General features: G+C 71.4%; 21 protein-coding genes. 8 read left to right on the top strand and 13 right to left on the bottom strand.

The window, feature by feature from the left end; genetic code table 11:
* Positions 1–5: 5 nt before the first annotated feature.
* A complete protein-coding gene (locus FHR33_RS08960; protein WP_183645494.1) occupies positions 6–2,744 on the top strand; it encodes a sugar-binding protein in 2,739 nt (912 codons plus the stop codon).
* 48 nt (positions 2,745–2,792) lie between these two features.
* Here the strand turns inward: FHR33_RS08960 and FHR33_RS08955 are convergent, their stop codons facing one another.
* From FHR33_RS08955 to FHR33_RS49070, 4 genes are read right to left on the bottom strand one after another with little or no spacing between them, the layout of a single operon-like run.
* The gene (locus tag FHR33_RS08955) at positions 2,793–4,136 is read right to left on the bottom strand and encodes an alpha-L-fucosidase (protein ID WP_183645493.1); all 1,344 of its coding nucleotides are present in this window, start codon (positions 4,134–4,136) and stop codon (positions 2,793–2,795) included.
* Between the two features lie 10 nt (positions 4,137–4,146).
* Positions 4,147–4,968, bottom strand: a complete 822-nt coding sequence (locus FHR33_RS08950; RefSeq protein ID WP_183645492.1) for a carbohydrate ABC transporter permease — start codon at positions 4,966–4,968, stop codon at positions 4,147–4,149.
* Complete coding sequence (locus FHR33_RS08945) at positions 4,958–5,488, bottom strand: carbohydrate ABC transporter permease (protein WP_221241024.1); 531 nt, start codon at positions 5,486–5,488, stop codon at positions 4,958–4,960. Before FHR33_RS08945 ends, FHR33_RS08950 begins: the two co-directional genes overlap by 11 nt.
* A 12-nt stretch (positions 5,489–5,500) precedes the next feature.
* Positions 5,501–7,042 carry an extracellular solute-binding protein gene (locus FHR33_RS49070; RefSeq protein ID WP_221241023.1) on the bottom strand — a complete coding sequence of 514 codons (1,542 nt, stop codon included), beginning with the start codon at positions 7,040–7,042 and terminating at the stop codon, positions 5,501–5,503.
* A 96-nt stretch (positions 7,043–7,138) separates the two neighbouring features.
* Between FHR33_RS49070 and FHR33_RS08935 the strand changes: the two genes are divergently transcribed.
* Positions 7,139–8,254, top strand: coding sequence for an ROK family transcriptional regulator (locus FHR33_RS08935; protein ID WP_183645491.1), 1,116 nt, complete (start codon positions 7,139–7,141; stop codon positions 8,252–8,254).
* Between the two features lie 30 nt (positions 8,255–8,284).
* Here FHR33_RS08935 and FHR33_RS08930 read toward each other — a convergent pair whose 3' ends face one another.
* The gene (locus FHR33_RS08930; protein ID WP_312895429.1) at positions 8,285–9,727 is read right to left on the bottom strand and encodes an MFS transporter; all 1,443 of its coding nucleotides are present in this window, start codon (positions 9,725–9,727) and stop codon (positions 8,285–8,287) included.
* A 101-nt stretch (positions 9,728–9,828) separates the two neighbouring features.
* Between FHR33_RS08930 and FHR33_RS08925 the strand changes: the two genes are divergently transcribed.
* Positions 9,829–10,323 (top strand): winged helix-turn-helix transcriptional regulator, encoded by a 495-nt coding sequence (locus tag FHR33_RS08925; protein WP_183645490.1) that lies wholly within the window; start codon positions 9,829–9,831, stop codon positions 10,321–10,323.
* An 18-nt stretch (positions 10,324–10,341) separates the two neighbouring features.
* Here the strand turns inward: FHR33_RS08925 and FHR33_RS08920 are convergent, their stop codons facing one another.
* Positions 10,342–11,331 carry a GlxA family transcriptional regulator gene (locus tag FHR33_RS08920; RefSeq protein WP_183645489.1) on the bottom strand — a complete coding sequence of 330 codons (990 nt, stop codon included), beginning with the start codon at positions 11,329–11,331 and terminating at the stop codon, positions 10,342–10,344.
* Positions 11,332–11,442: 111 nt separating this feature from the next.
* On the opposite strand from FHR33_RS08920, the gene FHR33_RS08915 reads away from it, so the two are divergent.
* Complete coding sequence (locus FHR33_RS08915; RefSeq protein ID WP_183645488.1) at positions 11,443–12,309, top strand: NAD(P)-dependent oxidoreductase; 867 nt, start codon at positions 11,443–11,445, stop codon at positions 12,307–12,309.
* A gap of 434 nt (positions 12,310–12,743) precedes the next feature.
* Positions 12,744–12,872 carry a hypothetical protein gene (locus tag FHR33_RS51650; RefSeq protein WP_281388150.1) on the top strand — a complete coding sequence of 43 codons (129 nt, stop codon included), beginning with the start codon at positions 12,744–12,746 and terminating at the stop codon, positions 12,870–12,872.
* 56 nt (positions 12,873–12,928) lie between these two features.
* Here the strand turns inward: FHR33_RS51650 and FHR33_RS08910 are convergent, their stop codons facing one another.
* Positions 12,929–13,858: a zinc-binding dehydrogenase gene (locus FHR33_RS08910; protein WP_183645487.1), complete on the bottom strand. Its 930-nt coding sequence runs from the start codon at positions 13,856–13,858 to the stop codon at positions 12,929–12,931.
* Positions 13,859–13,957: 99 nt separating this feature from the next.
* On the bottom strand, positions 13,958–14,554 hold the full coding sequence (locus FHR33_RS08905; RefSeq protein ID WP_183645486.1) for a TetR/AcrR family transcriptional regulator: 597 nt from the start codon (positions 14,552–14,554) through the stop codon (positions 13,958–13,960).
* A gap of 86 nt (positions 14,555–14,640) precedes the next feature.
* On the opposite strand from FHR33_RS08905, the gene FHR33_RS08900 reads away from it, so the two are divergent.
* The gene (locus FHR33_RS08900; protein ID WP_183645485.1) at positions 14,641–15,534 is read left to right on the top strand and encodes an NmrA/HSCARG family protein; all 894 of its coding nucleotides are present in this window, start codon (positions 14,641–14,643) and stop codon (positions 15,532–15,534) included.
* Here FHR33_RS08900 and FHR33_RS08895 read toward each other — a convergent pair.
* From FHR33_RS08895 to FHR33_RS51640, 4 genes are all read right to left on the bottom strand, one after another.
* A complete protein-coding gene (locus FHR33_RS08895) occupies positions 15,524–16,090 on the bottom strand; it encodes a hypothetical protein (RefSeq protein WP_183645484.1) in 567 nt (188 codons plus the stop codon). The genes FHR33_RS08900 and FHR33_RS08895 overlap by 11 nt on opposite strands.
* 144 nt (positions 16,091–16,234) lie before the next feature.
* Complete coding sequence (locus tag FHR33_RS08890) at positions 16,235–16,636, bottom strand: NUDIX hydrolase (protein WP_183645483.1); 402 nt, start codon at positions 16,634–16,636, stop codon at positions 16,235–16,237.
* A 127-nt stretch (positions 16,637–16,763) separates the two neighbouring features.
* Positions 16,764–17,123: a DUF6461 domain-containing protein gene (locus FHR33_RS51645; RefSeq protein ID WP_221241022.1), complete on the bottom strand. Its 360-nt coding sequence runs from the start codon at positions 17,121–17,123 to the stop codon at positions 16,764–16,766.
* Positions 17,099–17,416 (bottom strand): DUF6461 domain-containing protein, encoded by a 318-nt coding sequence (locus FHR33_RS51640; RefSeq protein WP_221241021.1) that lies wholly within the window; start codon positions 17,414–17,416, stop codon positions 17,099–17,101. Before FHR33_RS51640 ends, FHR33_RS51645 begins: the two co-directional genes overlap by 25 nt.
* A 293-nt stretch (positions 17,417–17,709) precedes the next feature.
* Here FHR33_RS51640 and FHR33_RS08880 point away from each other — a divergent pair, with 293 nt between their 5' ends.
* Positions 17,710–18,903 carry an alpha/beta hydrolase gene (locus FHR33_RS08880; RefSeq protein ID WP_183645482.1) on the top strand — a complete coding sequence of 398 codons (1,194 nt, stop codon included), beginning with the start codon at positions 17,710–17,712 and terminating at the stop codon, positions 18,901–18,903.
* 69 nt (positions 18,904–18,972) lie between these two features.
* Positions 18,973–19,677 carry a DUF4097 family beta strand repeat-containing protein gene (locus tag FHR33_RS08875; RefSeq protein WP_183645481.1) on the top strand — a complete coding sequence of 235 codons (705 nt, stop codon included), beginning with the start codon at positions 18,973–18,975 and terminating at the stop codon, positions 19,675–19,677.
* A gap of 112 nt (positions 19,678–19,789) precedes the next feature.
* On the opposite strand, the gene FHR33_RS08870 is transcribed toward FHR33_RS08875, so the two are convergent.
* On the bottom strand, positions 19,790–20,959 hold the full coding sequence (locus tag FHR33_RS08870) for an amidohydrolase (protein WP_183645480.1): 1,170 nt from the start codon (positions 20,957–20,959) through the stop codon (positions 19,790–19,792).
* Positions 20,960–20,992 lie beyond the last annotated feature (33 nt).

Genomic DNA, 20,992 nt, shown 5'->3' with positions numbered 1-20,992 from the left:
GTTCCATGCTCGTGCCGCGTACGCCCGGACGCCTGGCGGTGCTCGCCGCCGCGGTCGTCCTCGGCCTCGTCCCCTCCGCACCCGCGCTGGCAGGGAAGGCCGCCGCCCCTCCCACGCAGGCAGGAAGGGCCGCCGCGCCCCCCGCCACCTCGGACCGCTCCTCCGCCGACCTCGACGCGCTGTTCGTCGGCGCCCATCCCGACGACGAGGCCTTCACCCTGTCGACGCTGGGGCAGTGGAAGGAGGATCACGACATCCGCACCGGCGTCGTCACCGTCACCAGGGGCGAGGGCGGGGGGAACGCGGTCGGGCCCGAGGAGGGCCCGGCCCTCGGCCTGCTCAGGGAGGCCGAGGAGCGTACGGCGGTCGCCAAGGCGGGCGTGCGGGAGGTGTTCAACCTCGACGACGTCGACTTCTATTACACGGTGAGCGCTCCGCTGACCGACACGGTCTGGGGCGGCGACACGCTGGAGAAGGTCGTCAGGATCGTCCGCCAGACCAGGCCGGAGATCCTGCTCACCATGGACCCCGCGCCCTCTCCCGGCAACCACGGCAACCACCAGCAGGCGGCGCGGCTGGCCGTCGAGGCCTTCTACGCGGCGGCCGACCCCGAGGCCTTCCCCGAGCAGATCGCCCGTGAGGGGCTGCGCCCCTTCGCGCCGGCTCGCGTGCTCCTCGGCAGGGCGCGCGGCACCTCCAAGAGCGGCCCCGACTGCGCCTCGACCTTCCGTCCCGCCAACCCGGCACAGAACGTGTACGGCGTGTGGAGCGGGCGCGCCTCCGAGAGCCAGGGCAGGACCTGGGCGGCCATCGAACGCGACGCCCAGCGCGTGTACGCCTCACAGGGCTGGGCCGGCTTCCCCGACCTGCCGACGGACCCCGCCCAGCTCGGCTGCGACTTCTTCACCCAGGTGGACGCGCGCGTGCCGTTCCCCGCGCCCGGCACCGAGGCGGCCGCGGCCCCGACGGCGATCCTCGACGGCGCGCTGGTGCGACCTGCCGGCGGCGTCCCGCTCGGCACCCTGCTGGACCTGCGTCCCAGCACGTTCGACGTCCGTCCGGGCAAGGCGTTCACCGTCAAGGTCAGCGTGACGGCGCCGTCCCGCGAGCCGCTGGGCCGGTCGGCCGTGGCGCTGCGCGTTCCCGACGGCTGGAAGGTCAGCGGCTCAGGCGACCTCGGCAGGCTGGCGCCGGGCCGTACCGGCTCGGCGACCTTCACCGTGACGCCCGCAGGGGCTCCCGGTGACCGGGCGCGCGTCGCCGCGACGCTGACCACGGAGAGGGGAGGCGGCTACACCGACCGCCAGGTCGAGGTCAGCCCCGCCGTACGAGGGGGACAGCAGGCGCTGCCCCAGGTCGAGCAGTACGAGAAGTGGGTGGGCGCGCTCGGCGTGCCGCAGCTGCGCGGCCTGGTCGCGCCCGTGCTGACCCTCCCGTCAGGCGGTTCGCGCGAGGTGGGGGTCGTGGTCACCAACGTGAGCGACACCACCCAGTCGGGGACCGTGCGGCTGGCGCTGCCGGCCGGCTTCACCGCCGACCGCGCTGAGGCGGGCTACAGCGGCCTGGCGGCCGGGGCGTCGACGACCGTGCCGTTCACCGTCACCAACACCGACACCTCGCTGAAGACCTCGAACGAGGGCGGCGACTACGCCTACACCATCACGACCACCAGCGCGGACGGCTCCAGCGTGAGCAGGCCCGCGCTCGAACTGGTCCCCGCCACCTCCATCGCGCGGGCGGCATCGGCGCCGTCGATCGACGGCGCCGAGGGCCAGGGCGAGTACCCGGGACCCTCCCTGGACATCTCACGGTTGTGGGAGGGCGGCGCCTGCTCGTCGGCGGCCGACTGCTCGGGCACGGCCAAGCTCGCCTGGCGTGACGACACGCTGTACGTCCTGGTCCAGGTGAAGGACGACGTGATCGGCGCCCGCCTGCCGGCGTCGGACTGCAAGCGGCACTGGCGCACCGACTCCGTCGAGGTGACACTCGACCCGCGCGGGAGGTCGGAGAACACCTCCACGACGTTCAAGACCGCCGTGCTGCCCGTGACGGCCGAGGGGCCGCCGTGCGTCCTTCGCGACGCCGACAACCGTCAGGGACCCGGTGCCCCCGGCACGCGCGTGGCCTCGTCGCTGTCCTCGGGGGCGTACACCGTGGAGATGGCCATCCCGATGGAGGCGCTCCCCGGCGCCGTCGACCCCTCACGCCTCGGGCTGAACGTCCTCGTGTACGACTCCGACACCCAGGACAAGACCGGCCAGACCCGGATCGGCTGGTCGACGTGGGGCGGCGTGCAGGGCGACCCGTACCGGTGGGGCATCGCGACGCTGCCCGGATACCAGCCGCCGCCCGGACGGCCGACCACCCCGCCCGACCCGGTGATCCCCGACACAGGGCTGTCCAGCCTGGACTCCCCGCAGTCGCTGGAGCAGGCGGTCCGCATCGGCCTGCCGCTCGCGGGCGGTCCCGCGGCCGAGCGGTCCGAGAGCGGCTGGGTCACCTCCGCCAGGAGCACGAGGAACGCCGTCGAGGTGACGCTGCGCGCCAACGCGGCGGGCAGGGCGCACCTGTTCGTCCGCGATGAGCGGGGAACGGTCGGCAGTCGCGTCGTCACCGTCGCGAGCCGGGGCACCACGACCGTGCGGGTGCCCCTGACCCGCGCCGTGGACGGCCACCCGACGGTGGTGGCGGGATGGCAGGCGCCGGCGGGAGGCACCGCGGCCTCCCGCACGCCGGTCCGCTGACGCGCGCACGTGCTCGACCCGGTAGCCCGCACCTCGCCGCGCGCAGGGTCAGGAGCGGGGCTCCAGCCTCAGGACGGCGGCAGGCAGCCCCCGCAGCCCTTCGGGGACGACGACCTGTCCTGAGCCGTCGATGTCGGCGGGGCCCTCGCCCCACGAGGCGGTGGCGCGCGCCGGCTCCACCAGGTCCTCGGCCAGCCGCAGCCGTCCGGCCGCCGGGTCGAGGGCGATCACGTGGAGCGTGCCGTCCTGCGCGAGCGTGTAGCGGACGGGGTCGCCCGCGGGCTCGGCGTGCCGTACCCACGGCCTGGTGCCGTAGATCGCGCCGCCGTGGGCGTCGAGCCAGGCGCCCAGGTGGCGCAGCCGTTCCACCTGCGACTCCGGCAGCGACCCGTCGGCGCGAGGGCCGATGTTGAGCAGCAGGTTGCCGTTCTTGGCGACGGTGTCGACCAGCAGGTGGACCAGCTCGGCCGGCTCGAGGAGGTGCCTGTCGTCCTCGGCCCTGTTGTAGCCGAACGAGCGGCCGAGCCCGCGCGTCGCCTCCCACACCCACGGCGAGGTCTGCTCCTCCGAGACGTACTCACGGGTGCGCGACCCCAGATGCGGGACGCCCCACCTGTCGTTGACGATGCCGTCGGGGACGCGCTCGTAGTAGCGCTCGAAGAGGGTCTGCAGGCTGTAGGGCCCCGCCGCCTTGGCCGAGTCCGGCCAGTCGATGTCGTTCCAGAGCATGTCGGGGGCGTGCCCGTCGATCAGCTCCATGGCCTGGTCGAAGCAGTACCTCGCGAACGCCTCGTCGTTACGGCGCAGCGTGAACAGGTCCGTCATCGACTGGATGGGCGGGAAGTCGGAGACGTGCCAGTCGAGCGCGCCCGAGTAGTAGAGCCCGAACCGCAGCCCCTCCTCGCGGGCCGCGCTCGCCATCGCGGCGATCAGGTCGCGGCGCGGCCCCCTGTGCACGCTGCTGAAGGCGGTGGTGGCGGTGTCCCACAGGCAGAAGCCGTCGTGGTGCTTGGCCGTGGGCACGACGTAGCGCGCGCCGCAGCCGGCGATCAGCCGCATCCAGCCCTGCGGGTCGAACGCCTCCGCCGTCCACGAGTCGGCCAGGTCCTCGTAGGAGGTGCCGACGCCGTACTCCCGCTCGTGGAAGGCCCGCGCGGGCGAGCCGGGGATGCGGACGGTGTTGGCGTGCCATTCGGCGTACTGGTGGTGGCTGAACTCCAGCTCCACCGGCACGTGCTCGCCCGGCAGCCGCGGGGTCGCCCACGCGGACACCGAGTACAGCCCCCAGTGCACGAAGACGCCGAACTTGGCGTCCCTGTACCAGTCGGGCACGTCCCTCGCCGGGTAGTCGGCGCCCAGGTCGGGGCCCACGCGGCGGTCGAAAAGCAGCACTGCGATCCTTTCAGCGGCCGGCCAGACCGGCGGTGGCGATGCCCTTGACCAGGTGCTTCTGGAGGGCGATGAGCAGCAGCAGCGTCGGCAGAATGGAGACGACGGACGCCGCCATCACCAGATGCCACTGGTTGCCGTTCTGGCCGAAGAACAGTTGGAGGCCGAGCGGCACGGTGCCGCGCGCGGTCACATCGTTGATCATGATGAGCGGCCACAGGAAGCTGTTCCAGTAGTTGATGAAGGTGAAGACGGCCAGCACCCCGAGCGCGGGCCTGGCCAGCGGCAGCATGATCCGCAGGAAGATCCGGAGCTCGCCCGCGCCGTCGATGCGCGCCGCCTCCTGCAGTTCACGCGGCACGGCGCGGAAGAACTGGCGCAGCAGGAACGTCCCGAACGCGGTGAAGGCCCAGGGGAAGATCAGCGACTGGTAGGTGTCCACCCACCCGAACGCCTGCATGAGGATGAACATCGGCACGACCAGCACTTCCTGCGGCACCATGAGCGTGGCGAGGAACACCAGGAAGATCCCGTCCCTGCCGCGCCAGCGCAAGGAGGCGAAGGCGTAGGCGGAAAGGGCCGAGGCGGCCAGCACGACCAGCGTGCCGACGCCCGCCACCAGCACGCCGTTGAGGATGTAGCGCTGGAACGGCACGTAGGTGAAGACGTCGCCGAAGTTCTGCCAGCGGATTTGGGAGCCGACCAGCGCGCCAGGGTCGGCGAACGTCTCGCCTGCGGGCTTCAGCGCGGTGGCCACCGCGAAGACCAGCGGGTAGAGGAAGGCCAGCGTGACCGCGGCCAGCAGCACGTGGGAGACGACGCTCTTAGCTCTCATAGTGCACCCACCGCTTCTGGCCGAGGAACTGCACGGCCGTCACACCCAGGATGATCGCGAACAGCACCCACGCTCCCGCGGCGGCGAGTCCCAGCTCGCGGGACTGGAAGCCGGCCTGGTAGACGGTCATGACGAGCGTCTCGGTGGCGTTGCCAGGGCCTCCAGCGGTGAGGATGTAGGGCTGCGTGAACACCTGCATCGAACTGATCACCGTCATCGTGGTGGCGAAGAACAACGCGGGCGAGATCAGCGGCAGCTGGACGCTGACCAGCCTGCGCAGGCCCGTGGCCCCGTCCAGCGAGGCCGCCTCGAGGACGGAGGGCGACATCTCGTTGATCGCCGCCGAGAACACGATCATGTTGTAGCCGAAGCCCTGCCAGACGCTCATCGCCACCACCGACAGCAGCGCGGTGCTGCCGTCGGCCAGCAGGTTGGGCTCGGTGCCGACGAGCTGGAACAGCAGCTTCCAGATGACCGCGTTGGCCACCATCGGGGTGATCGCCGGGATGAAGAACAGCACCCGCCACAGGTTCTACCAGCGCGAGTTGCTGATCCAGAACGCCAGCCCGAGCGCCACGAGGATGTTCAGCGGCACGTACAGGCCGGTGAAGACGAACGTGTTGCGCAGCGAGGACAGGAAGTCGGGGTCCTCGCCGAACAGGTAGCGGAAGTTCTCCAGCCCGACGAACTCGCTCTCTCCCAGCATCGGCCAGTCGAAGAAGCTCATCACCACGGCCATGCCGACGGGGAACAGGGTGAACAGCCCGAGCCCGAGCACGCTCGGGGTGGCGAACCCGAGCGCGCTCCACTCCTCCCGTGATCTCACTGCCCGCGCGCCCCCTGCTGCTGGATCGTGGTGAGCGACTCCTTGGCGCTCTGCGCGCCGGTGTAGACCTGCAGCAGGTGCTGGGCCATGAGCTTGCTCACGTCGTCCCAGTTCTTGGTGGTGAACAGCGGCACGCCGCCGGCCAGCCCCTCCTTGACCGAGGACATCGCGGCCTGCACGTCGGCGGCCTTGTCCTGGTTCTGCTTCACCAGGAAGTCCTCGTAGACCGGCTGCTGCTCGGTCCTGGCGGGGAAGCCGCGGCCCTGGCCCGCGAGGTAGGCCTGGGCCTCCTTGCCGCTGAGCACGGAGACCGCCTTGATCGCCTCCTCCTTGTACGCGCAGCCCTTGGCCACGCCGAACCCGGAGTTGGCCACGTAGGTCTTCGACCCGCCGGGCCCCCGCGGGCAGCGGCGCGATGCCGACCTTGAACTTGGCGTCCTTGATGGTGGAGCCGATGTTCCACGAGCCGTCGACGGCCATCATGGCGTTGCCGTTGATGAACTGCGTCTCGCCCCAGCCCGCCTCGGCCGAGCCGGCGGGCACGCTGGCCGACTTGCCGGCGCCTAGGCCGGCGTACCAGGTGACCGCGTCGACCATCGGCTGGCTGTCCATCTGCAGCTTCACCTCGTCGGTGACCGGCCTGGCGCCGTTGTAGGACAGCAGCAGCGACAGCGTGTGCAGATCGGAGAAGGACATGCCGAAGCCGAACTTGCCGCCGGTGCTCAGCGCCTTGGCGGCCTTCTCGAAGTCGGCGATCGTCCAGCCCGCCTTAGGCTCGGCCACCCCGGCCTTCGCGAAGGCGTCCTTGTTGTAGTACAGGAGCATCGGCGACAGGTCGTACGGCAGGGCCAGCTGCTTGCCGTCCATCTTCAGCGCGTCGAGCGAGGCGGGGGCGAAGCCCTCGGGAGCGGTCAGCGGCTCCAGCAGGTCGGCGTAGGCACCCAGGCGCAGGCTCTGCATGGACACGACGCACGCCTGCTTGCCCGCGGCGAACTCGGTCTGCAGCTTGGTGAAGTAGGCGTTGAACGGCGCGGTCCGCAGCTTGATCCTGATATTCGGGTGCTGCTGGGTGACCAGCTGCGCCACATGGTCGAGCTGGGCCTTCTCCTCCTCGCTGCCCGCCCACATCTCCCAGTCGAGAGTGACCGTGCCGTCGTCCTGCTTGGCGCCGCCCGCCGTGCCCTCGCCGCCTCCGCACGCGGTGGCGCCGACGAGGATCACAAGTCCCGCGGCCAGTAGTGCCTTCATCGAGTACCTCCGTCACGAACTATAATTTCGTGGACGAAATTATTATGATGCCGGACCCTAGGCTTGATCAGCGAGACCGTCAAGAGGGAGCAGCCCATGCGCGAGGACTTGGTCAGGACGGAGGTCCTGACCATGCTCGGGTCCGAGCCGCTCAATCGGACGCAGATCGCCCACAGGCTAGGGCTCGGGGCGGCGACGGTCTCGGAGCACACCAGGCGGCTCATCGAGCTCGGCTACCTGCGCGAGCTGGCGCCCCAGGTGGCGGGGAGGGGACGGCCCAGAGTGCCGCTGGAGGTGGTGCCGGACGCCGCCTACACGCTCGGGCTGCGGGTCCACCACACGCACCTGGTCGGCGTGCTCATGCGGCTCAACGGCAGCGAGGTGCGCCGCTTCACGCTGCCCTTCGACCCGAAGGCCGCACCGGTGGAGCAGCTCGTGGCGGTGTGCGAGCAGGCGCTCGCCGATCCCGAGACCGGCGAGCGCATCCGCGGCATCGGCCTGGCCGTCCCCGGCGTGATCGACCCCGCCAGGGGCGTCGTCCGGCTCTCGCCGCACCTCGGCTGGTCGGACCTGCCGCTCCAGCCTCTGCTGGCCGGGCGCCTGCCCGTCCCCGTGCTGATCGACAACGACACGCGCGCCAGCACCATGGCCGAGTTGCTGTTCGGCACAGGCCGCGACCACGACGACTTCCTCGTGCTGGCCGTGGGCGGCGGCGTCGGCATGGGGATCGTGCTCGGCAGGCGCATCCACAGGGGGCCCGACGGGGTGGCGGGGGAGTTCGGGCACGTCCCGATCGACAGGGAGGGGCCGCCGTGCGTGTGCGGGCGGCGCGGCTGCCTGGAGACGTACGCGGCCGACTACGCCCTGGCCGCGCGGGCCCACGCGCGCGGCCTCACCTCCGAGGTCGTGGAGGTGGCCGAGCTGCACCGCCTGGCAGCGGTGGACGCGCCGGGCATTCGCGACCTGATGGCCGAGGCGGGCGCGGCACTGGGACAGGCGGCGGCCGGCGTGGTGAACGTGCTGGCGGTGCGGGCGCTGACGGTGATCGGCGAGAGCCACGTGCTGTGGCCGTACCTGGAGAGGGGGTTCAGGCCGGCGGTGGAGGGCGGCGTGCTGTCGGGGCTGGAGATCATGGTCCGCCCGTGGGACGACAGCGCCCACGCCCGCGGGGCCGCCGCCCTCGTCCTGTCCGCGACGGTCGCCTCCCGCTGACCGCTCCGGGTTCGCTGTGATCGAATGGGGTCAGGCCGTCGTCGAGACGGACACGGGGGCGGCCTGCCCCGCCTCGGCTCCTCCGGCGCGGCGGCGGAGGCCGAAGGCGGTGATCACCGCGCCGGCGACCGCGGCGGCTACAGGGACGACGAGGGCGAGTTGGAGGGCGTCAAGCCTCGCCTCGGGGGTGGTGGCGCCGCCGAGGGCAGCGACGCTCACCGCGGTCACCGCCGACAGCCCGAGCGCCGTTCCGAACTGGAAGGACGTGTACAGCAGGCCGCCGGCCAGGCCGTGCTCGTGCTCCTCGATCCCGTCGGTGGCGGCCATGGTCAGCGGGCCGTAGGCCAGGGAGAAGGCCAGGCCGAGCAGGAGCATGGTCGGCAGCATGGCGGCGTAGGTCCAGTCCATCCCGATCGGCAGGAAGAGCGCGTACCCCAGGGCCGCGACCACCAGGCCGCCGAACAGCACCCGCACGTTGCCGAACCGGTTGACCAGGCGCGGGGTGAGCGTCGGGGCGAGGACAGTGTCCATGCCGATCACCAGCATGGCCAGACCGGTCTGCAGGCTGCTCCAGCCGCGTACCTCCTGCAGGTAGAGGGTGGCCACGAACTGGAACCCCGCGAACGAGGCGAGGAACAGCAGCGCTCCCAGGTTGGCCCTGACGAGCGGGCCCGAGCGCAGGATGCCCAGACGCACCAGGGGGCTGGCCGCCCGCCGTTCGACCAGGACGAAGAGCACCAGCAGCGCGAGCCCCGCGCCGAAGGCGCCCAGCGTGCCCGCCAGGCCGTTGCCCGGGTGCTCCAGCCGCACCACGCCGTAGACCAGCAGCAGCATCGAGCCGGTGATGCTGAACGCGCCGGCCAGGTCGAAGCCGCCCGAGGGGCGCTCGGGCGCGGGGGCCTCCTTGATCAGGGCCACCGCCGCGAACAGGATGACCGCCGCCAGCAGCACCGGGGCGAAGAACACCCACCGCCATCCGAGCGAGGTCAGCAGCCCGCCGACCACCAGGCCGAGCGAGAAGCCGCCCGCCGCGGTGCCCGCGTACACCCCGAGCGCCTTGGTGCGCTGCGGTCCTTCGGGGAAGTTGCCGGTGACCAGCGAGAGCCCGGCTGGCGCCATGAACGCCGCCGCGACGCCGGTCACGAACCTGGCGACCAGCAGCATCCACCCTTCGGTCGCGAAACCCCCCAGACCGGAGAAGACCAGAAAGACGGTCAGCCAGAACAGGAACATCCGGCGGCGGCCCAGAAGGTCGGCCGCTCGGCCGCCCAGCAGCATGAACCCGCCGTAGCCGAGCACGTAAGCGCTGACCACGCCGCTGAGCATGCCGGTGGACAGGCCGAGGTCGGCCCGGATCGCCGGCAGCGCCACGTTCAGCATCGCCACGTCGATCCCCTCCAGGAAGATCGCGCCTGCCAGCACGAAGAGCACGCCCCACGCGCGTGCGTCCATGCGGTTGTTCGTTGTGGACACGGTCCACTCCTCTCACAAAGCACAGAACCGGCCCATGGTTCCTCAACCGACTGCCGGTTCCTTCTTGTAACCAGCTGAATCGTCGATCATCATGCAATGTCATGGAAGATGGCACTATTAAGTCCCTCGGTTACTGCGGGGATACCGACGGCGACTACGACGTTCTCCAGTGGGACACGCGCGCGGACTGCGAGGTCAGGCAGATACTCGACCGCGTGGCGGACAAGTGGTCGCTGCTGGTGATCGCGCTGCTGGACCGGCGCAGCCTGCGCTTCACCGAACTGCGCCGCCTGATCGACGGCGTCAGCCAGCGCATGCTCACGCGCACGCTGCGCCACCTCGAGCGCGACGGGCTGGTGAGCAGGACCGTGCACGCGACCGTCCCGCCTCGCGTCGACTACGAGCTCACCCCGCTGGGCGCGACCCTGCACGCCACCATCCGGGAGCTGGTCACCTGGACGGAGACGCACCAGAACGAGATCGCCGCCGCCCGCACCGCCTACGACGCCCGCGTACTGGCCGAGCAGCAGGCCGCCGAGGAGGAGGCGGCCGAGCGGGCCGAGATCGCCCGCAACGTCCTGGCGGCCAGCCGCTGACGCCTCGCCAAGGACGCTCTACGCGGTGCGGGGGAAGGCGCGCCGGTAGTCACTGGGCGAGACGCCCACCTGCTTGAGGAAGTGGTGGCGCAGGTTGTTCGCCGTGCCGAGGCCGCTCAGCTCCCCCACCTTCTCGATCGGCAGGTCGGTCGACTCGAGCAGACCTTGGGCCAGACTCAGCCGCTGGTTGAGCAGCCACTGCAGCGGCGTCAGCCCGGTGGCGCCCTGGAGCCGGCGGTAGAAGGTGCGCGGGCTCATCGCGGCCCGGCGCGCCAGATCCTCCACGGTGAGCGGCTGGTCGAGGTTGGCGCGCGCCCACTCCAGCACCGGCGCCATCCCGTCGTCGTCGGTGGCGGGCACCGACAGGTCGACGAACTGGGCCTGACCGCCGGGCCGGTGCGCGGGCACGACCATGCGGCGGGCGAGCTGGTTGGCCACGTGCGCGCCCAGGTCGCGCCGTACGAGGTGCAGGCACAGGTCGAGCCCCGCCGTCAGCCCCGCGCTGGTGAGCACGTCGCCGTCGTCGACGTACAGCACCGAGTCGTCCACCTGCACCTTCGGATAGCGCTCGGCGAGCTGGGCGGTGTGCATCCAGTGGGCGGTGGCGCGGCGGCCGTCCAGCAGTCCGGCCTCGGCCAGGGCGAACGCGCCCGTGCACAGCGACACCATGCGTGCGCCGGCGTCGTAGGCGTCGCGCAGAGCGGAGACGAGCGCGGGCGGCAGCGGCGCTCCGTCCTCGACGCAGGCGTCGGGCACCGACGGCACGATGACGGTGTCGGCGCCGACGAGGTCGTCGAGCCCGTACGGCGTGCGCAGCGCCAGCCCCGGTACGGCCAGACCGCCGGGATCGGCCTGCCCCGTCCCGCACAGGCGCAGCTCATACCAGGGGTCGGCCAGGTCGGGCTGCGGCTTGCCGAAGACGGTGCACGGCAGGCTCAGCTCGTACAGGTCCCAGGAGGGGACGGCGATGTCCTCGGGCACGACCACGGCGACGGATCCGGCACTCATGGACCCACCGTATGGCAGGAATTTGGTGATGGCCGTCATCGGTGTCACTGTCGCGGCCTGATGTCCCCCTGTGAAGCTGGTCCCAGCAGTCGAGATCTGAGGAGTTGTGACATGCGGGTGACCGTGCTCGGACTGGGTTCGATGGGGTCGGCGCTTGCCGGCGCCCTGCTGGACAAGGGTGTGGAGACGACGGTGTGGAATCGCTCGGCGGGCAGGGCCGCGCCGCTGGTGGCGAGGGGAGCGCGCGAGGCCGCCACGCCGCTGGAGGCGGTGGAGGCCGCCGACGTGGTGATCGCCTGCGTCCTCGACTACGACGCGGTGCGGGGGGTGCTGGAGCCCGTGACAGGCTCGCTGGAGGGCAGGCACCTGGTCAATCTCACCTCCGGCTCTCCCGAGCAGGCGCGGGAGATGGACGCGTGGGCGCGCTCGCACGGCATCGGCTACCTCGACGGCGCCATCATGACGACGCCTCCCGGGGTCGGCAGCCAGGACATGATGTTCCTCTACAGCGGCTCGGAGGAGGTCTTCCAAGCGCGTCGTGAGGTGCTGTCGGTCCTGGGAGACCCCCTGCACCTGGGCGAGGACCCCGGCGTGGCCTCGCTCTACGACGCTGCGCTGCTCGGGCTGATGTGGGCCACCATGACCGGCTGGCTGCACGGCACGGCCGTGGTCGGCGCGGACAAGGTCGAGGCCACCGCCTACACGCCGATCGCGCTGCGCTGGCTGGGCGCGGTGGCGCACTTCATCACGACCTACGCCGCCCAGGTGGACGAGGGCCGCTACCCCGGCGACGACGCCACGGTGGACGTCCAGATCGCCGCGATCGAACACCTCATCCACGCCGCGCACGAGCGGGGCGTGGACAACTCCCTGCCGGAGCTGCTGAGGTCCACCATGCTGCGGGCCAGGGCGGCGGGTCACGGCTCCGACAGCTACGGCAGCATCATCGAGGTGCTGCGCCGCCCGGCGGGGAACTGACCCGTCGTGCGAACGTAACCCTCCCAGGGCGCCGAGACGGGCACCTCCGCTGCGCGGCGGTGCCGCCGGGCGTCACGGCTCCCCGAGCCGCCGGATGTCGTCCACCTGTGGACATCCGGCGTCCATCGCCACCTCCGGCGGCCTCGTGCAGAGAGGTCAGGCCCCCTGCCGGTGGGGATGCCGGCGGCGGGCAGCGGCTTCATCTCGCACCTGTGCGGGCCCGCGCCGTCGAGGGTCGCCGGCCCTGCTGGAGTGAGCGGCTCCGTGGCGTGGGTCCTGTGGGTGTGGAGGAATGCACGGTTCGGGCGGGAACTTCATGGGGGGTTGGGGGCGTAATGACAGATATGAGAGATCATGCGCAGAGCGATCGGTTCCGGGACCTGCCCGAGCGGCCGGACCCGGCGACATGGCGGTCCAGCCTGGACGAGGAGCCGTTGCCGCAGGTAATCGTCGAACCCGCGGAGGTGGGGGACCCCGGCCTGCGCCCCTGGGCGGCGCCCGAGCTCGACGTGGCGCGTCATGTCAGCGACGCGATCGTACGGCGCCGCGCTTCCCGCGACTGAGCCGAACGGACCGCCTGGTCGCGATGGCGCAGGTCTCTCCTTGTGGGGGTCGCCGGTCAGGCCAGATCGAGGACGGCCTTGCCGTGCAGGCGGCGCTCACGCAGGGCGTCGAAGGCCTCCTCGGCCTTGTCCCACGGGCCGCGCCAGCTGATGCCGGGATCGAGCGCGCCCCTGGCCACCAGCTCCGCGAGATGGGTCAGGTCGGGGGCGAGGCCGGTGCAGGCCAGCAGGTAGAAGGTGGAGATGGTGCGGTTGTGGCGACCCTCGTCGCCCCTGAACGATCCTGCGGGGAAGACGGTGTCCTCCTGCGAGGCGTGACCGACGCTGACCAGGGTGCCGTGCTCGGTGAGCCTGGCGTACGCGTCGACGAGATGGGCGCCGCCCACCAGCTCGACGACGCCGTCCACCGCTTCGCCGAGCTCTCCCGGTGCGCAGATCACCTCGTCGGCGCCGAGCAGTCGCAGGCTCTCCCCGTGCGCGTCGGGGTCGCCTGTCACCGCGACCACGTGCGCGCCGCCCTGGTGGGCCAGTTGCACCGCGAACCTGCCGACGCCGCCGGTGGCGCCGGTGACCAGGATGCGCTTGCCGGGCAGGGCGCCGATCCTGTGCAGGGCGCGTAGCGCGCTGCCTGCCGCGACCGGGATCGTGGCGATGGCGCCGAGGTCGGCGCCCGCGGGGACCTCGCCGATCAGCGAGGTGTCCACGGCCCTGAGCTCGGCCCAGGCGCCGCCGTCGGCCAGGGTGACCACCGGCGTTCCCGCGGCCGGTCCCGATCCGTCGGCGGCGGGGCGTTCCACCACTCCCGCGGCGTCCCAGCCGGGGACGGCCCCGTCGGGCTGGCCCGCGAGGACGTACCTCACCTCGCCGTAGTTCAGGGAGGTGGCGGCGACCCGGACCAGCGCCTGGTGCGGAGCCGGTTCGGGATCGCGGATCTCCTGGAGCCGCAGCCCGGCGGGTACGGAGTGGTCGACGACCAGAGCACGCATCGGCGTACACCTTTCGAAGAGGCGAGGTTGCCAGCCGCCAATATAGCGCCACTCAGTGGCACAAGTACATCAAGGGCGTTGGCTCTTCAGGTGCATCGATCAGGACGAGTGCTCCCGGCTGCGGGAGGGGTGCAGCCCGTCGATGCTGAAGGTCAGCAGGCGCTCGCCCTGGGCGGGCGTGGTCTGCTCGCCCGCCCACGCCACCGCGTTGATCATGGCGTACAGGTCCGCGGCCGTGGCGTCCTCTCGTACGGTCCCGGCGGCCTGCGCGCGGGTGAGCAACTGCTCGCCGCCCACGAGGACGGCCCGGCAGGCGGCGTGCAGTTCGGAGCTCTCGTCCTTGATGCTGCGCATCAGTGCGGTGACCAGCCCCCGGTAGGTCGTGGTGTGCGCCATCGCCGCCCGCGCCCAGATGACGAGCGCCTCGTGCGCCGACGGGTGGTCGAGCAGGTCGCGCGCCGTGGCGGTCAGCGCGTCCATGCGGTCGCGCAGCAGCGCCTCCAGAAGGGCCTGCCGGGTGGGGAAGTGGCCGTAGAGCGTGCCGTTCGCCACCCCTGCCCGCCTGGCGATGTCCTCCAGCGACGCGTCGACACCGTGCTCGGCGAAGACCGTCGCCGCCGCGGCGAGCAGTCGTTCGTAGTTGCGGCGGGCGTCGGCGCGCATCCGGCGCTGCGGCGCGGGGCCTGTGGTCGACATGGGCGCTCCAGGGATTGCTAAGTTGAGACTCTCTCAATATATTTCTCGAGACAGCCTCAGTTTACTCTGCGCTCAGGAGGAGCCCTGTGATCAGCCCCGACAAGCCCATCCTCGTGACCGGCGCGACCGGCCGCCAGGGCGGCGCCACCGCCGCCCGGCTCCTGGAGGCGGGCTGGCCCGTGCGCGCCCTCGTTCGCGACCCCGACGCTCCAGCGGCCAAGGCGCTGGAGGCGGAAGGCGCGGAACTGCGCGCGGGAAACCTCGACGACCCCGGCTCTCTCGCCGAGGCCGTCGCCGGCGTCCACGGCGTCTTCGGCGTCACGCCCGACGACCTGGAGGTCGAGCGGGAGGTCCGCAGGGGCCGCGCCCTCGTCGACGCCGCCGCGGCGGCCGGCGTCTCCCACTTCGTGTTCGCCTCGGTCGGCGGCGCCGAGCGCGGGACCGGCATCCCGTACTGGGAGAGCAAGTGGCGGATCGAGCAGCACATTCGCGCGCTCGGCCTGCCCGCGACGATCCTGCGTCCGGTCAGGTTCATGGAGAACCACACCATTCCGGGGCTGCCTGTCGGCGGCATCGTCGACGGCGAGCTCAGGCACCTGTTCGATCCCGACACGCCCGTGCAGCTCATCGCCGTCGCCGACATCGGCGTCTTCTCCCGCCTGGCCTTCACCCACCCCCAGGACTACATCGGGCAGGCCGTCGAGATCGCGGGCGACGAGCTGACGCCCGAGCAGGCCGTGGAGCTCATCAGCCGGAGCCTCGGGCGGCAGATCACCTACCGGCAGGTCGCCGTCGACGGCCTCGGCCTGGGTGCGGTGGAGCGCACCTTCCCCGGAGGCCGTGGCCTGTGGCGAGCCGACATCGCGGCGCTGCGCGAACGCCACCCCGGCCTGCTGGACTTCGAGACCTGGCTCCAGCGGGGCGGCGCCGGCCAGATCGAGGCGCTGTTCACCGGCGGGGGAGCGGCGGTCACAGCATGAACACCAGCTGGGCGGCGATCAGGACGTCGAAGACGCCGCACCACTCGGCGTACGAGCGGGCCACGACCTTGTCGAGCTTGAGGTGGACGAAGTCCCAGACGCCGTGGAAGAGCCAGCCCGCCGCCACCAGGTAGCGGCCCAGGTCCGGATCCACGATCAGCCCGGCCAGCGCGAGCGCGCCGAATGCGGCCATCCCCAGAGCCTGCGTCCTGAACGGCCCCGGCCTGTGCAACTGCCCGTCGACGGCGCCCCAGACCAGGACCGCCAGCGCGACGGCGGAGAAGAAGGCGGAGGGCGGCATCACGTCCAGCGCTCGCAGGAGGACGAAGGGCACGACCAGGGCGGCGAGCACCGGCCATGACGCCTGGCGTCGCCGTAGCTTGGCGACGATCAGGTACAGCAGGGGCAGCAGCATCAGCGCGTTCCCGAGCGCGGCGACGCCCTGGTCGGAGCCACCTCCGCCCAGGCTGAGAAACGCGATTCCGGCGGCCAGCGCGGTGGGCCAGCGGCGCAGCACGACGGTCAGTCGTGTGCGGCTGGGAGCGGTGTTGTCCATGCGCCCAGCGTGCTGGCGCCCTGGCGCAAGCCCCACCCTCGCGATGTCACCGATCGGCCATGCGGATCGCACGGTCAATCCATGCGCATGCCGTCCTCGCCGCATCCGCCGCGTCGAGCGCTGGGAGGCGGACCGGCAGCGGAGTCAGCAGAGCTGTCCGCTCTGGTGCAGGTGGTCGAAGATGATCTGGTCGACAGGGGACACGCGCTCGCGGTCGGTGTAGGACAGCCAGATGAGTTCCTCGATCTCGGCGCTGGGTGTGGGTGTTCCGTGGTACTCGGCGGTGTAGCAGGTCATCCGCACGGTGACGCCGTCGGTGTGACCGTGTGCCTGGGCCTGGTAGGTGCCGATGTGCCTGGCGGTGGCGGGGAGGATGGTGATCGCGAGCTCCTCGTCGATCTCACGGGTGAGGGTGTCGAGGTCGGTTTCGCCGGGTTCGCGCTTGCCGCCGGGGATGTAATAGACATCTTTACCGCGTGAGCGGGTGCTGAGGATCTTGCCGTCTGCCACGTGGATCCACGCGATCTTGTCGATGGTGCCGGTCATCGGATGCTCCTGTCGGTGGGCGGAAGGTTCGGCGTCAGACCGTGGCCGTTCGACAAGTCGTCGTCCAGCGCAGGATCGTGTCGCGCCGGCCAGGGCGGTCAGGTGGCACTGGACGGCCACAGGACCATCATCTTTCCTTGATAGGCCCCACGAGCATCGGGCGGCCGAGCATGTCCGGCGTGAACGACACCCCGGTGACCTTCGCCGCCAGGGCGAAGCCCCTTGGCACGGCGTTGTCGTAGTTGTCCTCCCACGTCGCGTCGTCCTCCGGCTTGTCCAGCACCATGCCCAGCTCCCGCATGAAGCCGTTGAGCCGGTCGGGGTCGGAGCCGTAACGCTCGTACGGGTGCCGCAGCGGGTAGCCGGTGACGCGCGCGCCGTCGATCGCGTACTCGAAGCTGTGCTCAGCGGCGTAGTCGTGCCGGGTGACCGCCAGCACCTCGCAGCCCCGCGACAGCCTGCTCACCACCTCGTGGTCGGTGGCCATCCAGCCGTAGGCTCGATGGCCACGCACCACTCGCCGGCCTGGAAGACGCCCACGTAGCCGCCGCCATCCCCGCCGTCCGTCTCGCTGACGAACTCGTAGGCTTTGTCGTCGAGGCCGTCGAAGTCCGACTCCTGGCCGGAGTCCTCACCACGGCCGAAGCGGCGCACCACCTCCGCAGGGTCGAGCCCACTAAAGAAGGCCACGCTGAAGATCACGCCCAGTGGGCCGCCGCCGCCGTCGTTCTCGGACACGTTGAGCCACTGGAACGGTGCCAAGGGATCGGTTGTCGTCATGCGGGCCATGGTGGCAGGCCGTACCGACAGTCAGCCGAGATCGGCCGCCACCAAAGATCCGAACCCGGCACAGGCCCTGCTTCCCACAGGATGGGACGCCACTTTCGGAATCAGCTCGCTCGCTGTGGACCCGCTCGTGCGGGACCGTGGCGAGTGGCGGGCGGTCCTGGGCCGATGGGCGGAGGCGGGCACCGCGGTCTCGGGGACTTCCAGTAGGGGTGGGGCAGGCACTACCAACGAGTGGCCTGCCAACGGCAATGTCGCGGCTCACAACGGTTCCTAGAGTCTTCCCCATGAACTTCGCACGGCTGATGATGTCCGGCGCGCTGGCGCTTGTCTGCCTCTCGACCGCCCCGGTGGCGGCGAGCGCCTCTGCCCGGACCGCGCCCTCGGCCCGCGGCACGGTGGTCTCCGCCACCCAGGTGGAGAAGCTCGACAAGAAGCAGGTGGCCGAGCGGCTCAAGGCGGCCGGCCTGGACCCTGCTCAGGCCACGTACGGCGTGCGGGCCTACCGGGTCGTTCACACCACCGTTGATCCGTACGGCAGGCCGACCACGGCCAGCCAGCTTGTCGCCCTTCCTGACAACGGCGAACGCAACCTGCGGGTCGTCTCCTGGCTGCACGGCACCACGGTCTACCGGGGTGACGTGGCCTCGATGAACCCGGCCGCCACCGACCGGGCCGCGGCGTTGCTGTTCGCCTCGACCGGGCAGGCGGTGTCGGCGCCCGACTACCTCGGGCTCGGGAAGGGGCCGGGCCACCACCCGTACGGCTACCCGCGCGCCACGGTGTCGGCTCCGGTGGACGCCCTGCGCGCGACCAGGGCCTTCGCCGCCAGGAGTGATCGACGGCTGGACCGGCGGGTGCTGATCAGCGGGTTCTCCCAGGGTGGGCCGGCGACCATGATGGTGGGCAGGGCGCTGCAGCAGGGGGAGGACTCCTACTTCAGGCTGGGAGCGCTGGCGCCGATCGCAGGGCCGTACCACCTGAGCGCCTTCGAGGCGGCCGCCGCCGATGACAGGATCCGGATGGCTTCGCTGTATCTGGCCTACTTCGCGATCGCCGCCGACCGGTTCACCGGCATCTACGACTCCCCGGCGGAGGCGTTCCGCGAGCCGTACGACCAGCAGGTCGAGGAGCTCTTCGACGGCGATCACAAGCCGCAGGAGATCGCCCAGGCGCTGCCGCCCACGTCGGCGAAGCTGTTCACCGAGGCGTTCCTGCAGAAGGTGCGCGAGCCCACGGGAAGGCTCGAGCAGCTGCTCACCGCGCTCGACTCCACCTGCGACTGGAAGCCGGCCGTGCCGGTGCACATCTTCCACGGCAAGGGCGACGCCGACGTCTCCTTCGACAACGCGCTGTACTGCCAGCGGCAGCTGAAGGCCAGGGGCGCCACCCAGAGCCTCACCGACGTCGGCGACGTCGACCACAACATGTCGGTGCGCAGGGCCCTGCCGCAGGTGGCCGAGGAGTTCGCCGCCGCCTGATGGAGGCGCGGGGTCTCACCGCAGGAACCGTTCCAGGCGACCAGGCCGGATCACTCAGAATTGGACATCATGAAGACGCAGAGAACGGCGGTGACCGCGGGCCTGCTCGGGCTCGTGGCGGTGTTGGCGGGGTGCGGCACCGGCGGCTCGCTGGATGAGGAGGTCGTGTCGTACGACGTCACCGACAAGGTGGCGGCGCTGCACGTCGAAGCCGACTCAGGGACCGTCGAAGTGGTTCAGTCGGATCGCAGGGGGATCCGCGTGACGGAGCGGCGGACCTGGCTCAAGAACAAGCCGGAGTCCAGCCACAAGGTGCAGGGTGACACGCTGGAGCTGACCTTCGCCTGTCCCACCACGTGGGGGTGGGCCGCCATCGGCACCTCCTGCGACGTGAGCTACCAGGTGGAGGTACCCGAGGGACTGCGCGTCAAGGTGGGCTCCGACTCGGGGGGCCTGACGCTGAAGAACCTGTCGGGCGAGGTGGAGGCCACCACCGACTCAGGGGCGATCGAGGCCGCCGGGCTGACGGGCCGGCGGGTCGTCACGCGGACCGACTCCGGTGACATGAACCTGGCCTTCGCCGGGCGGCCCGACCAGGTCACGACCACCACGGATTCAGGTAGGACCGTCATCCACGTGCCGCGGGGGCCGTACAACATCGTGGCTCAGACGGACTCCGGCACCAAGGACATCAAGGCCGCGAGCGCCCCCTCGGCCCCGCGTTCGATCGAGCTGTCCAGCGACTCGGGAGACCTGGAGGTCGTGACACCCTGAACCCGCGGACAGGCGGCGAGGACGGCCCCGGCACGCTGGTCGACGTCGGTGAAGGGGCGTCGTGGGCGGCCCACGGTCCTGCTGGGCGCCCAGGCGCGCTCTCCTCCATCTGTCATGCGGGCAGCGGCACGCCGCGCTTCATCACCAGTGAGCGCGGCGGATGGGTGACCACCGCCTCGGCGGCGCCGCCCACGGGGACGACCACGAGGTCGGCCTGGTCGCCGACCGACAGCCCGTAGCCGGGCAGGTTCAGCGCCCGGGCTCCGCCATAGGTGGCCGCCTCCAGCGCGAGCTCGATGTCGGCGTCGGCGCGGAAGGTGCTGCGGTAGGCCAGGTGCATCGCCCGCTCCAGCATGTCGCCGCTGCCGTAGGGGCCCCACAGGTCGCGGATGCCGTCGTGGCCGCACGCCACGGTGACGCCGGCCTCGCGCAGCTTCCTGACCGGCGGCACGGGGAAGCTGTAGACGGCCGCCGTGGCCACCGCCACGCCCGCCTCGGCCAGGCCCTTCGCCAGGCGGTCCTGGTGGGCCCCGTCGATCTGGCCCAGCGCGTAGGCGTGGCTGACCGTGACCCGCCCGCCGAGGCCGAGCGCCGCCGTGCGTTCGATGATCAGCTCCAGCTCCCACGCGCCCAGCGTGCCGCCGTCGTGCAGGTGGATGTCGACGGCGGCTCCGTAGCGGGAGGCCAGCTCGAAGACGGTGTCGAGGTGGCGCACCGGGTCGCGGTCGATGCCCGCGGGGTCGATGCCGCCGATCGCTTCGACGCCGCTCTTGAGCGCCTCCTCCAGCAGTTCGGCCGTGCCCGGGTTGGTCAGCAGCCCGTGCTGGGGGAAGGCGACCTGGCGTACCGAGACCCGGTCGCTCAGCGCCGCCGCGGCCTCGCCGACCGCTTCCACACCGCGCAGCCCCACCGCGGGGTCGATGTCGGTGTGCGTGCGGACGTGGGTGGTGCCGAAGGAGCTCATCCGCTCGAGCAGCGCGGTGATCCGCTCGACGCTCGGCACTCCGAGCTCCGCCCTACGCCCCAGGTCGTTGGACATGCGGCCGGTGAGCGTGTCGTCGGCCGAGTGCGGGACCCAGGCTCCGCCGTACAGGGTCTTGTCGAGGTGGCAGTGGGCCTCGACCAGGCCGGGCAGCACGAGCTGGCCCGAGACGTCGACGACGCGGGCTCCGTCGGCGTCGAGCCCTTGACCGACCCGCGCGATGACGCCGTCGCGTACCAGGAGATCGGCCGGCGCGGGCAGCCGCCACGGACGGCCGCCGCGCAGGAGGATGTCGGTCATGTCCGCACTCTAACGACCATCTCTGTGTGGCAA

It is taken from the genome of Nonomuraea dietziae, assembly GCF_014195505.1.
In the GTDB taxonomy this organism is placed as follows: domain Bacteria; phylum Actinomycetota; class Actinomycetes; order Streptosporangiales; family Streptosporangiaceae; genus Nonomuraea; species Nonomuraea roseola.
This window is presented reverse-complemented; position numbering and strand designations above follow the sequence as displayed.